Annotated in this window: 9 protein-coding genes; 6 read left to right on the forward strand and 3 right to left on the reverse strand. The window is 46.7% G+C overall.

Features of this window, described 5'->3' with window-relative positions; genetic code table 11:
• Positions 1-13: 13 nt before the first annotated feature.
• Entirely contained in the window at positions 14-1,453 is a 1,440-nt protein-coding gene (locus QTN95_RS08585) for a DUF2867 domain-containing protein (RefSeq protein WP_331417168.1), read from the reverse strand.
• Positions 1,454-1,561: 108 nt separating this feature from the next.
• Between QTN95_RS08585 and QTN95_RS08590 the strand changes: the two genes are divergently transcribed.
• The 5 genes from QTN95_RS08590 (at position 1,562) to nhaA (ending at position 8,738) form a co-directional block, all read left to right on the forward strand.
• On the forward strand, positions 1,562-2,932 hold the full coding sequence (locus QTN95_RS08590) for an MATE family efflux transporter (protein ID WP_138971998.1): 1,371 nt from the start codon (positions 1,562-1,564) through the stop codon (positions 2,930-2,932).
• A gap of 123 nt (positions 2,933-3,055) precedes the next feature.
• The gene (locus QTN95_RS08595) at positions 3,056-3,727 is read left to right on the forward strand and encodes an ABC transporter ATP-binding protein (RefSeq protein ID WP_331417169.1); all 672 of its coding nucleotides are present in this window, start codon (positions 3,056-3,058) and stop codon (positions 3,725-3,727) included.
• Positions 3,708-6,161 carry an ABC transporter permease gene (locus QTN95_RS08600; RefSeq protein WP_331417170.1) on the forward strand — a complete coding sequence of 818 codons (2,454 nt, stop codon included), beginning with the start codon at positions 3,708-3,710 and terminating at the stop codon, positions 6,159-6,161. Before QTN95_RS08595 ends, QTN95_RS08600 begins: the two co-directional genes overlap by 20 nt.
• Complete coding sequence (locus QTN95_RS08605; protein WP_331417171.1) at positions 6,162-7,280, forward strand: lipocalin-like domain-containing protein; 1,119 nt, start codon at positions 6,162-6,164, stop codon at positions 7,278-7,280.
• Positions 7,281-7,553: 273 nt separating this feature from the next.
• Complete coding sequence (nhaA, locus tag QTN95_RS08610) at positions 7,554-8,738, forward strand: Na+/H+ antiporter NhaA (RefSeq protein WP_331417172.1); 1,185 nt, start codon at positions 7,554-7,556, stop codon at positions 8,736-8,738.
• Positions 8,739-8,815: 77 nt separating this feature from the next.
• Here the strand turns inward: nhaA and QTN95_RS08615 are convergent, their stop codons facing one another.
• Positions 8,816-9,430, reverse strand: a complete 615-nt coding sequence (locus QTN95_RS08615) for an OmpA family protein (protein WP_331417173.1) — start codon at positions 9,428-9,430, stop codon at positions 8,816-8,818.
• 2 nt (positions 9,431-9,432) lie between these two features.
• Positions 9,433-10,746, reverse strand: coding sequence for a TolC family outer membrane protein (locus QTN95_RS08620; RefSeq protein WP_331417174.1), 1,314 nt, complete (start codon positions 10,744-10,746; stop codon positions 9,433-9,435).
• A 288-nt stretch (positions 10,747-11,034) separates the two neighbouring features.
• Between QTN95_RS08620 and QTN95_RS08625 the strand changes: the two genes are divergently transcribed.
• Positions 11,035-13,491 (forward strand): cadherin repeat domain-containing protein, encoded by a 2,457-nt coding sequence (locus tag QTN95_RS08625; protein WP_331417175.1) that lies wholly within the window; start codon positions 11,035-11,037, stop codon positions 13,489-13,491.
• The last annotated feature ends 343 nt before the right edge of the window (positions 13,492-13,834 follow it).

Consider the following 13,834-nt stretch of genomic DNA (forward strand, 5'->3'; position numbering starts at 1 on the left):
TCGAAAAGAGCTTCTACGAGTGTGGAAGCTCTTTTGCTTTTCGAACAATGGCTTTGACCATTCCTTTAAAAATAAACATGTGCGCAGGCATCATCGCAAACCAGTAAAGAAGCCCTTTGAAACCTTGGGGGTGCCACCATGCCGTTACGGTTAAGCGCCTAAACTGGCCTACATCCTCAATCAAAAATTCTAATCGACCAAGCCCTGGCCCTTTCATACCAAACAGTAAAGAGATGAACTGCTGTTCTTCACAGCGGATGACCTTCCATGAGTCAATAAAATCGCCTACTTGCAACTGTGGCCCCGACGGGGAGCGTCTGATAGGGCGACCGCCACCGAAAAAAATATCGAGCCATTCTCGCGTGCGCCACAAACTGTTGGCGAAGAAATATCCTTGTTGTCTGCTGCCAATCTGTTTGACCAGTTGCCACAGTTGCTCGGAACTTAACTCTGTCTCAATACTGGCTCCGGTCTGTTTAGGGTAATAACCAAATCCGGGTTGCCAGCGCGAGAGAGCTGCTGGGTCAAATCCCCAAACATTACTACGAACGAAAGTCCCTTCACGCTCTATGCTGTTTTTGACCATGTCAGAAAAACGCACTAGTTGCTGAGGGTAGCGCTGCCTAATGGCTGTCGAGTCAGCGATAAAATCATGTTCTAACCCAGATAGCAGTGCTGCACCGATACTTGAAGGGACAGACGTGATTATGCCAAGCCAATGTGATGCCATCTTTGGGGTCAACAAAGAGGTCGACCATATCGATATTGGTTTGTGGATTGCCTGCGCAATGACTTTAAACTGTTCGCGATAACTGAGAGTGTCGGGCCCGCCTACTTCGAACAACTGATGTTCTGTTGGTGACTCTAACGCGACGGCTAGCAGATAGTGATTGAGATTTTCTAGTGCAATTGGGTTCGCGCGTGAATCGACCCACTTAGGGGTGATCAACAACGGCATGTTGTAGACAAAATCGCGCATGATTTCAAAAGCAGCAGAACCTGGGCCAATAATCACTCCAGCGCGTAACTCAGTGATGGGAACGCCAGAGGAACGGATAATATCCCCCGTCATTCGCCGCGCTTGCAGATGTTTTGAATTGCCAGTCTGAGGTTGAATCGCACTCAGATAGATGACGTGTTGAACCTTACTGTGGGCTAGGGCGGCTTTAAAGTTCTCCGCCAGCGAGATTTCGTAATCAAGGAAATCATGGCCGTGAGCCATACCATGGACTAGAAAATAGATAAGATCAAAGTGAGGCACAAGTTCCATGGTCGCCGCTTGGTCGGCAAGATCAAGATAGCGCAGGGTGAGATTGGGATGAGGTGCCACGCGCGCGCGAAGATACTCGATTTGTCGAGCCGCAGCTGTAACGTGATAACCACGTTGGCAGAGCTGTTCTAGGAGTTGAGAACCCACGTATCCTGACGCCCCCAATACCAGCACTTTCTTCATTTATTTTCCCTGATATTTTTATGGTTTCATATTTAAGCCGATCATATAATAACCAAGTATTTTTTTCTCTATTTTCATGCTGTTGCAGCTCAAGGTGGGCGTTTGTCTATGCTTTCTCAAATCATGCACCATACCCGTGGTGACTTTATCCGCCGTCTGATTGCTATCGCTCTACCTATCACGCTGCAAAGTATCATGTTCTCAAGCCGTAGTTTGGTCGATGTTCTGATGTTAGGCCAATTAGGCGAAGCAGAAATTGCGGCGGTCGGTGTCGCTGCTAGGGCAACGTTTGTTACCACCATTATGTTAGTCGGTGTGACCACAGGTGGGGCCTTGCTGACAGCACAATATTGGGGGGCAGGTGATCGACAAGGGGTGCGTGAAAGCACCGCTTTAACTTGGTTGGTTTGTACCCTATTTGCTGCGCTGACTGCTCTGCTATTTGTTCTTTTCCCAAGCCAGATCATGGGGCTAGCAACCAATGATCCAGAGGTCAATCAACTCGGTAGCGACTATCTGGTCATCACGTCAGTCACCATGTTCGCAGTCGCTTGTGTTGCCAGTATGTCGGTGGGCTTGCGAGCGATGCATAAGCCCGGTATCAGCACCTTTTTTAGTGGCATTGGTATTGTGTCCAACATCTTTCTCAACTGGGTACTGATTTTTGGTAAATTTGGTATGCCTGCAATGGGGATCAAAGGGGCGGCGATAGCAACGGTGATGAGCGGCGCGATAGAGGTGCTCACGCTATTTTGCTACCTGCATGTTAAGCAGCATTTGCTGGCGTTTGGAGTTGATGATATTCGACGAGTCATTGAGTGGAATAGAGTCATCAAGTTCTTGAAACTGTCTCTGCCAACCACTTTTAACTTCTTGGCATGGGCTGGTGGTTTGTTTGCTTATCACGCCATTATGGGACAATCCGGTGTTCAAGGTTTGGCTGCGTTATCAGTGATGACGCCTGTTGAATCTATCGCCTTAGCATTGCTAATAGGAATGTCGAATGCCGCAGCGGTGTTGGTGGGTAATCAGATTGGCGCTAAGAATTATGATGCGGTTTATTATCAAGCTATTGGTGTTACGCTACTCAGCTTACTTGTTGGTGTTGTGGTTGCGATTTTGCTGTTCTTTGTCCAAAGCTCTGTGCTTGATGGTTTTAGCGCGTTGTCTGCCGAAACCCGCGCTTTGGCGGAAAAGTTTATGCTTGTATTGAGTGTTGGTATCGTACTTCGCTCTGTGCCGATGATGACCATTGTAGGCGTGTTGCGTGCAGGGGGTGACGTTAAGTTCTGTCTCTACCAAGATCTGGTTGCTCAATGGCTTATTGGTATTCCTCTTGCTGCGTTTGCGGCGATTGTCTTAGGCTGGCCGCCAGAGTGGATCTATTTGCTGTTTTTGACCGAAGAACTGATTAAATGGTTTGGTTCGCTGTTTAGGATGAGTACACGCAAATGGATACGTAATTTGATCGAAAATTAGATATTGAGCGTCTATTTGATGTGTATAGATGCATATCTTGTGATCTAGTATCCAAATTACTTCCTAGATGGGTCGATTTAGTGTAGATTCACATTCCTATTTGTAAGGTTAACGAGAGAATCGATGTTACAACTGACAGACCTATGTAAGGGCTACTTAGACGGTGGTGAATTTCACCCTGTTTTACAAGGTGCTGAGTTGTCATTGAAACAAGGGGAGCAGGTTGCTCTGATGGGCGAAAGTGGTTCTGGAAAGAGCACTTTACTCAACCTGATAGCAGGCCTTGATACCGTTGATTCTGGTGAAGTTCTTTTCCCCAATTTTGCGATGAACTCTGTCGCAGAGACCAAGCGCACCGCTTATCGTCGTAATAACATTGGCCTTATCTTTCAGCAATTTAACCTTCTTCCGACTCTGAATGTCGCGGATAACATCCGTTTCTGTCGCCAGCTAAAAGGCTTGCCTGAAGATCAGGGACTATGGCGTCAAATTCTCTCTGCTTTGGATTTAATGCCGCTATTAGGTCGCTATCCTGAAGAGGTATCAGGTGGTCAGCAACAGCGTGTTGCGATTGCTCGTGCGTTATATATGGAACCCAAGATTCTTCTTGCTGATGAACCTACGGGAAGTCTTGATGAGCGAAATGCAGAAGCGGTGATGCGTTTGTTAACGAGCTTAACCAGGCAGCTTGACTGTACTTTATTGTTGGTTACGCACAGTGAACGCGTTGCGGAACATATGGAAGGCAGGATAAGGCTCCAAGGAGGGCAGTTGCATGTTATGGCCCGTAGTTAAAGCACTACTTGGCCACTACAGGCGTTATCCTTTTCAAATCCTTCTCGTCTGGCTCGGTCTTACTCTTGGTGTATCACTCTTAGTTGGCGTGACCGCGATTAATAGCCATGCTCGTCAAAGTTATGAGCATGGTGAAAAGCTATTTTCCAACCCTCTTCCATATCGTGTTCGTCCTAAGCATGCCACAAGCAAGATCCCTCAAGGATTTTACATCCAGCTGCGTCGTGATGGATTCCATCAATGTGCACCGTTTGAAAGTTTAAGAGTTGATACCGCGAGCGGTGTCGATTTGATGCTGATTGGTATCGACCCTGTGGCAATGCTGCGTTTTCAACCTGGCGTATTGCTCGAAGATCAGTCAACACTCGCTTTGATGCATCCCCCTTATCCAATCCTTGTCAGTTCGGATCTGGCTGCTCGAATGAAGTGGCAAGACAACGATGTCATTCAGTTAGATAACGGTAGTACGCTTGGTCCGATTATGGTCGACCAAGAAGGGAAGCTAAATGGGACTCGTATTCTAGCCGATATCTCGCTACTGAGAACATTAGCGCGCAGCTCTGGTATCTCCGTGATTGCTTGTGGTGATATGCCACCTGAAAAACTGGCGAAGCTAAAATCTATTCTACCTAATGGCATGGAGTTGAACCGCAGTTCGCGTGCAGAACTAGAATCGCTGACGCAAGCGTTCCACATGAATTTGAGTGCGATGGGGATGTTGGCTTTTTTAGTCGGTCTGTTTATCTTCTATCAGGCGATGTCGCTGTCTCTCACTCAGCGTCAACGGCTAGTGGGTATCTTGCGCCAGACTGGCGTATCAGGCTGGCAACTTGCGCAGGCCTTGTTGCTGGAGCTGCTTGCATTGGTCTTGGTGAGTTGGTTGTGCGGCAACTTGCTGGGCATGCTGTTAGCAAACCAACTGATTCCAACAGTGTCAGCAAGTTTAAGCGATCTTTACGATGCTAACGTTGGTTTGGCGATTAGCTGGAACTGGCAAGCGAGTCTTTACAGTTTGTATCTTTCGGCCGCAGGTGCCATTGTCGCCTGTGCGTGGCCTTTGGTGCGCTTACTGCGTTCTCAGCCTGTTCGTCTTACCACGCGATTGTCACTGGCTCGCTTTACTGGTGCAGAGTTCACTATTCAAGCATTGCTGGCATGTGCATTCTGTATGGCCGCGATTGCGATTTATCAGGCTCCGCAGACACAAGAGTCGGGTTTTGCCATTATTGCTTTGATGCTGTTAAGTGTCGCACTGTTCACGCCTTATATTATTTGGCGAGTGTTCGAAAGCCTTTCATATTCACTTCGCTGGGTAAAAGTGCGCTGGTTCTTCGCCGATGCGGCTGCAAGTATGAGCTATCGAGGTGTCGCTACAATGGCCTTTATGCTCGCGATGGCGGCCAATATCGGTATTGAAACGATGGTCGGCAGTTTTAGGGATACCACGGATAAATGGTTAAGTCAGCGTTTAGCGGCAGATCTCTACATCTATCCGAATACCAGTACCGCGGCTCGAATGAGTGGTTGGTTAGCTAAACAGCCAGAGGTTGAGTCGGTTTGGTGGCGATGGGAAAAAGAGGTCTCTACCTCCTATGGTGCACTGCAAGTGGTGAGTACCGGACCGTCTGAAGGTGAGTTAGGCGCTCTGACGGTCAAGCTTGGTATTCCTGACTATTGGTATCATCTCCACCACTCTAAGGGGGTCATGGTGAGTGAATCGATGGCACTTAAGCTCGGGATTCGTCCCGGAGATTACATCGATCTTGATGGAAAACTAGGGCAAGGTTGGCAAGTCGTTGGGGTCTATTATGACTATGGCAACCCGTATAACCAAGTGCTCTTGTCCCATCGAAATTGGCTTTACGCTTTTGCTGGAAGCGGTATGGTCGCTTTGGGCACTGTGCTCAAGGAGGATGTCAATCCGATTGGTTTGAAACGCCGTCTCGAGGCGGTGTTTAGGCTTGATTCTGAGCGAGTGTTTGACAATAGTGATATTCACAAACATGCACTGCGCGTGTTTGACCGTACTTTCTCCATTGCGGATACGTTGGGCAATATTACGTTGGTCATAGCGGTGTTTGGTATTTTCTTCGCTACAGTCGCGGGGGAGGTTTCTCGTCAGAAACACATAGCTTTGCTTCGCTGTGTCGGTATATCTGGACGAGAGCTGATCTTAATGGGCAGTTTGCAGCTGTTTGTTTTCGGTGCTATCTCGATGTTGATTGCCATGCCGTTGGGGCTTGCTTTGGCACGCCTTGTGGTGGATATCATCATTAAACAGTCATTTGGTTGGACTCTGGAACTACAATTCATACCAACCGAATATCTTCAGACTGCGTCGCTAGCTATGCTCTCTTTGATGTTGGCTGGGGCGTTGCCTGTTCTACGGATGGTGAGAAATACGCCGATGAAGTCATTAAGGGATGCGTTGTAAATGAAGAGCTCGAAATTCACGCTCGTGATCATAGCAATTATCGCTATTGCGGCAGGTATATTTTCAGCACTTTATTTTCATCACTCGAACCAACTCGACAGCGTCGACAACCACAATGGAATGAACGCGATGTTCCGCTCTCAAGCGGATAAAGTGTTTGAACCAGTGCTGCCTGACACTCCTGTGGTGTTGCCTGAAGACTTCGCGTTTCACAACCAATATCAGCATGGATGGTGGCACTTCTTTGCTAATGTCGTTGATAAAAGAGGCAACCAATACGGTGTCCAATGGAGTTACTTCCGTATCGCGAACAGCGACAGTAACTTGTCAGGTTGGCAAAGCCCTCAACTCTATATTTCTCATGTTGTTATTTCTGATAAGCACCGTGTCTGGCGTGAGCAGCGAGTCGCACGGGGTGGGATCGGACAAGCCGGCATGACGGTCAAACCATTCAAATTATGGATTGATAATTGGTTCTGGCGCTCTTTGGGACAGACACCTTTCCCTGGGCTATTGGACGCTCAGACGGATACTTTTGGTCTTCGCCTCACCACGTCGACGCGCGGGCCGTTTGTCATTCCCGGAGAACGTGGTTACGTTGTTAAACACGATTTGTTGCCCATCGCTTCTCACAATATAACAGCCCCATTTTTGAACGTTAAAGGCCTGTTGGATCTTGGCGGAAACAAGGTTGTGCCAGTCGAAGGCAAAGGCTGGATGAGCAAAGAGTGGGGAAGTGGTTTGCTAGCCGAAGGGCAACAAGGCTGGGATTGGTTTGTGTTCCAGCTTGATGATGAGACAACCTTGTCGGTTAGTCGCTATCGTCATGATCAGCAGCTGCCTTATTTGTTCGGCACGCTATCAACCAATGATGGCAAAGTCGTTACGCTCACCAATGATCAAATCGATATCACGCCCGTGCTGTCCGCCGATTTCAACAATGGAAGATCGATTCCTATGCAATGGGCAATCAATGTCCCTGATTATGGAATCCGATTAAATACCCAAGTATTGAACTCCAACTTGTGGCTTCCTTTTGTTTTGCCATATTGGGAAGGGCCAATTACCACAACGGGAAGTCACAAATCCAAGGGGTTTATGCAACTTACCGGTTACTAACCTCGATTTTGATGGGTGTACAAACTGTTGTGTTTCAATCGTACCAGAGCCACTTCTCTTGTAATATGAAGTGGCTTTTGCGTTTTTATATGGAAAAGCGTTGATTTTGCCTATAATTAATTAAGGAAAATAAATGGCATTCGAACGGTTTTCATCGGAAAAACCGAATCATTTACTCTAAAGAAGCGATTTTTACTGTGTTGGCGAACTCTATAAACTCAACTGTATTCTTTGTTAATCGCTTATTAACATAATAAATATAAGGGCAATATAATGAATGACATGATTCGCGATTTCTTCAAAATGGAGTCTGCCGGGGGCATTCTGCTGGTAATTGCGGCTGCAGTTGCTATGACAATCGCAAATACATCGTTGAATGATGCATACCAAGGTTTTCTTCATACCTACGTATTTGGTATGTCTGTGTCGCATTGGATCAACGATGGCTTGATGGCTGTCTTTTTCTTGCTAATCGGTTTGGAAGTAAAACGAGAGCTACTTGAAGGTGCTCTTAAATCAAAAGAAACAGCTATCTTCCCAGCAATCGCAGCCGTTGGCGGTATGCTCGCTCCAGCTTTGGTTTACATTCTGTTTAACTATGGTGATGCACAAGCTGTTCAAGGCTGGGCGATTCCAGCCGCGACGGATATTGCGTTTGCTTTAGGTATCATGGCGCTGCTCGGCAAGCGTGTACCAGTGAGTCTGAAAGTTTTCTTGCTTGCGCTGGCTATTATTGATGACCTTGGTGTTGTTGTGATCATCGCGCTATTTTATACGGGTGATCTCTCTACTTCAGCGCTGGCGGTTGGCTTCGCAATGACAGCGGCACTGTTTATCTTGAACTCTAAGAAAGTGACTAAGCTAACACCTTATATGATTGTGGGTGCTATCTTGTGGTTTGCGGTGTTGAAGTCAGGTGTCCACGCTACGCTTGCAGGTGTTGTGCTCGGTTTTGCGATTCCTCTACAAGGTAAGAAAGGAGAGCACTCGCCACTGATACATATGGAACATGCGCTTCACCCATACGTTGCGTTTGGTATCCTGCCACTGTTTGCTTTTGCAAACGCAGGCATCTCGTTGGAAGGTGTGTCGTTAGACGGTCTGACATCCATGCTTCCTCTGGGTATCGCGCTTGGTCTATTGATTGGTAAACCTCTAGGTATCTTCTCGTTCAGCTGGTTAGCAGTGAAATCAGGTATTGCGAAACTGCCTGAAGGTATTAACTTTGTGCATATCTTCGCTGTGTCTGTGTTGTGTGGTATCGGTTTCACCATGTCGATCTTCATCTCTTCACTGGCATTTGGCTCTGTTAACGCTGAGTTTGATACCTACGCTCGTTTGGGTATCCTAATGGGCTCAACGACAGCGGCTGTATTGGGTTACTTCCTACTACACGTGTCGTTGCCAAAGAAGGTCGCTAGTGTTGAGGGTAGTGAGCAAGTGAACTCTCAGCACTAATTCAAAACAGACAGCATTAGTATTAGAAACGCCCCGTAGAGACGGGGCGTTTTTTTACCTATGGATTTTTGTTTGGGCTACTTTTCAATGATGGTGAAAATAGTCCACTCTTCAACAACTTCTTCTTTCAGGCCTACCACCGTTGCGGTTACGCGACGATTTAAAGCATGAGAGGTTTCGTCATCGCCTTCTGCTTCTAGACGCGACTCACCGTAACCGACGATGGTGACGCGCTTTGGATCCACTTCATACGAAAGTAGTTCGTCTTCAACGGCGTGAGCCCGTTTTTTTGATAGCTCAAGGTTATAGTTGGGATCACCCACTTTACTGGCATAGCCTTGAATTTGAATTGACGCAGATTGGTAGCTATCAAGAAATTCTGCCATGGTCTGGATCTGATCGGAGAAGATTGGGTTGATTTCATAAGAGTCATTGGCGAACAAAATTCTGAGTTGTCTCTGTTCTTGTTCGACAATCGCTGCGCCACAGCCATCATTATCTACCATGGCGCCAACGGGTGTGCCAGGGCATATATCACGTGCATTCACCACACCATCTTTATCTTCGTCAGTCAGGTCTGATATTTGATTGGCGATAGGCGTTTCGATGTAGTCGTATTCGTCCTCTGCATTGGCTGCACTGAATGGAACGATAAACAGTAAAGTGAGAGGGATTAGGTGTTTGTTCATCATACTTAGTACTCCATTCGCTTAGTCCAAGCCTCAGGGGTATCGACCAATAACGCATCTAACAGATTGCCAGTTGCATTCATAACGCGGTACTTGGCGTATTGTTCTGCATAGTGTGCATCAAGGTAGTCCTTACGCGCTTCAAACAGTTCATTTTCAGTGTTGAGTAGGTCAAGTAAGGTACGTTGGCCAATCTGATATTGCTTTTGATAGGCAATGACTGTCTCAGATGCAGAATCAACGTGGTCGGCTAAGAAGTTTTTCTGTTGCAGTGTTAAGTCTAGTGCACTCCAAGATAGGCGAAGGCTTTCCTCAACTTGGCGATATGCATTATCGCGCAAATCTTTAGCTTGGTTGAGTTGGAACGCTGCTCGTTCCGACAAATCACTGTCAGAACCGCCATTATAAAGGTTGTAACGCATGCGGAGCATCGCAAGTGTTTCATCACTGCTGCCTCGATCACCGCCGGCATCGTCTCGCCATGTTTGGCTTGCTTCGATCGAAAGTGTGGGGAAGTAGTTACCTTTAGACTGCTTGTATTGGAAACGAGCAGAATCGACGTCGACTTGAGACACTCTAATAACTGGATGCTTATCAAAGGCTTCGACAAGAGCGTCCGTTAACGACAATGGCAGCTTTGATTCATCAGCTCGCGGGTAAATCAGACCTAATGGCTCTTGTCCAACTAAGCGACGGAATTGAGTGTGTGTGTCGATGAGGTTGTTTTGTGCTGCCAATAGATTGCCGTGTGCTTTGGCGATCCGAGCTTCTACTTGTGAAACATCGGCTGTTGAGCCGATCCCTGAACTCGCGCGGCGTGATATGTCACGATAAATCTCTTTATGAACCGCAAGGTTACTTTCGGATAGGGCAAGCACCTCTGTCGCCTTTACTGCATCCAGATAAACTTGTGTCACCCGAAGTGCTATGTCGGAAGCATCAGCAATAAGTTGATAGCGGATAGATTCAGCGTCTGCTGCGGTTCTATCCATATCATTTAAAGTTGCATTGCCGTCCCATAGCAATTGGGTCAGACTAATACTTGCTTCTTTTCTTGTCAGATCGGTGTCCGATCGTCCGGTCAACTCAGCGGGATTAATGCCTTCATAACCAATGCCCGCGTCCAAATTTAAGCTTGGCAAATAGGCACCTGTTGATGCATCTGCTTGCTTGACTGCACTTTGGAACTCGTTGAAGGTGCTTTTTATTTCAGGGTTGGTTGCAAGAGTAATTGCGACCGCTTGCTCAAGTGTCTGTGCTTGTACCGATAGGCAAGCTAGCAGTACACCACTTGCAATGAGTGACTTTTTCCAGTTCAAGGTAGCCTCCTTAATCAGTGCTATGTTTCCGGCGCTTTTTAAGCGTGTGTTTAGCCTGTGGCGAGTATCAAAAGCTTAGTTGACATATCTGTAATTTGAGAATTTTTGTGTCACAAAAGTGAGACCTAATATTAATGACTTAGTAACTTTCGTTAGCACTTTGTTGCTATTAACTAGATTGTCAGTAGCTTAGGGGCTAGTTTTTAAGGTGTAGAGGTATGCGTAATTTGTATCTTCACACTGGTGGAGAGGGGGGGAGCGCATACCGTTTGTATGGGGAACCTGCTTATGAATGCGAAGAGCTTAGCGCCGTTTATGCTTGCCAGCACAACTGTTTTGATTGACGTAAATGGTGATGTCCGAGAGTTGTTGCCAGGCGAAGTTCCGGCACCCGGTGAAGTGATAGTAGTCTTGGGACAAGACGCTACAGCCAATGCTGATTCACCGACTGGGATAGAGGCACAGTTAATCGGAGAAGGGGGAAACCTCGATCTCAACCTAGATAATGAAATCGCTTCGATTATTGAGCAAATTGAGCAAGGTGTCGACCCAACTCAGAACGACGATTTCGCGACCGCCGCCGGAGGACAGGATGGCTCAAGCCTCACTGGCTCGGGAGATATCGACCGTACTGGTGCAGAAACATTAGCAGAGACTCAATTTGATACTTCAGGATTGGAGTCTCAAGGTTTGTCGGAAACGCAAAGTCTTGCCTTGTTGGATATTGTTGCGGCACAGCTTGTTATTGAACTTGAAGCGCCAGTGTTTGACGCAGAGAGTTACGATTTCTCTTATGATGAAAACTCAGAACCAGGTACGGTAATCGGAACCGTTTCTGCGACGGATCTTGAGGGTGACAGTGTCACATATTCTTTGGTGTTTGAAGATGGTGACCCACTAGCCGATTACTTTGCCATTGATTCGGATACAGGGGAAATATCACTGACGGAAGCAGGGGCTGCCGCCTTCACCAATGATTTTGAAGATGAAGGTAGCTTAAATAGCCACAACCTTGTTGTACAGGCCAGCGATGGTACTAACATCTCCCAAGTTTTAGTTACTTTAAATGAGTTGGATGTCAATGAAGCACCTGAGTTTGATCAACCTGAAGGTGGTTATTCGTTCACCTACAACGAAAATTCTTCTGACGCCTATGTGATAGGTACCGTGACCGCCACCGATGAAGATGCGGGTGATGTGGTGAGCTACAGCATCAGTTCGAATGTTCAGCTTGCAGGCCAAGACTTGTTTGAAATCGACAGTGCTACCGGCGAAATCTCCCTCACCGCAGCAGGGGTGGCCGCGTTTACCAATAACTTTGAATTACTTTCTAACGAGCACTCTATTACGGTGGTGGCGTCAGATGGTGAACTCACTACGGAAGTCGTGGTTGACCTAACGGAGCTTAACGTTAACGAACTACCAGTTACCGAAGACTTTAACGTTGATGCGGGTGAAGCGATCATTGTGCCGATTATATTCGACTCTGATGACGAACTACTCGACCACATTTCAGATGAAGATGATGACTTTAATGGTGTTGAGCTCAACGTGATGATCACCTCTTTGCCACAATACGGCACCTTGCTCTATACCGATGACTTTGGTGAAACCAGAGTGATTACTGAAGCAGATCTTCACGTATTAGGTAATGATATTGACCCTGCTAAGTTATTTGATCCTAGCAACTTTACTTTTGTCCCAGGACCGGGCGAGCCATTTGAAATGGGGTATAGCGGCGACCCAGAGAATATTGTTCTTGACGAAGATGGCTTCTATAACTGGGGTGAGTGGGTCAGTGATACCGAACGTCTAATCACTTTAGAGAATGGCAATACCATCGGCATATCGATTGTCGACAACAACGATAAACCGCTCAAACAATACACCGGCGGCCCTGCCCATGTTGGTTGGGGTATCGGTGATACCGATGGTAGTGGTATGAATAAAGAGGAAAAATTAATCGTTGATCTTAGCAACAACCCTCTCGGTGTGGTGACCTTTGGCTTAGATGGTATGGGGGGCTCATTTGTCGCCAACAGTAATGTCTATGTCGAGGTTACATATACGTTTGCCGATGGTACGACTCATGTAGAGCAATACCATAAAGATGAGGGTGACGTGGGTAACGAGCAAATTCTTTACGAATTTAGTTACTCCTCTCCAGATAACCCAATTGTTCAGATGGAACTAAGTTCGACAGGGGGCAACTGGGAGTTACGTTACTTGTCAGGTACACAAGATATCACTGAAGACATCACTTTTGACTATGTGGCTGTCGATTCAGATTTAGCAGTGAGTAACGAATCAACCGTGACCATTGATGTATCGGAATCTCCAGAGTATGAAGTGCTTTCCGCAGCTCAAGGAGATGAAATGAATGCCGATTTGGGTAATCAAATGATGCTCGGTGATAGCGAGGACAACGTGTTCACTTGGCTCGATGGTACCTTAGATAACGGAACCGATGTTGTTGACAACTTTGAGCTCGGTAGTGATTTGATCGATTTACGCGGTATTTTGGAACAAGATGACAGCGTACTGCTGGGTGATCTTATCGATTCCATCAGCACTGAAATAGACGGTGATGACATTGTTATGACCGTGTCAGATGAGGGACGAGAGCAAACCATAGTGTTAGAGGGAATGACCACAGCCTTTGAAGAGGCAGGTTTCATCGAGAACAATGCGATCACCAATGAGTTGGAATTATTGGCTCAAGTATTGAAAACAGATGCAGTATAATTAACCAATAAAATGGCCAGCCAAACGGTTGGCCTTTTTGATAATTGAGTCATTATTTCAAAAGTGCAGGTCAAAAAATATTGCCAGATGAATTCGAATTATGTTAATTTTCGCGGCAATCTCGGAGATGAGTCGTAATTCGATATTCTGGGGGATACGCGTGATGGCATTCGGGCTGAGTGAACATCACGTAGGGTAGGTATCGACAAACCCTTTTGTCGATAGACGGGATACTTATGTCGCTGAAGACATGTGAATGGGAAACCCAACATTGAATCCACTAAACAAAACTACACTAATCAGCTTAGTTCTACCGCAATGCCCTGTTTTACAAGACAGTTGC

This window comes from Vibrio sp. M260112 (assembly GCF_036533775.1).
Classification (GTDB): domain Bacteria; phylum Pseudomonadota; class Gammaproteobacteria; order Enterobacterales; family Vibrionaceae; genus Vibrio.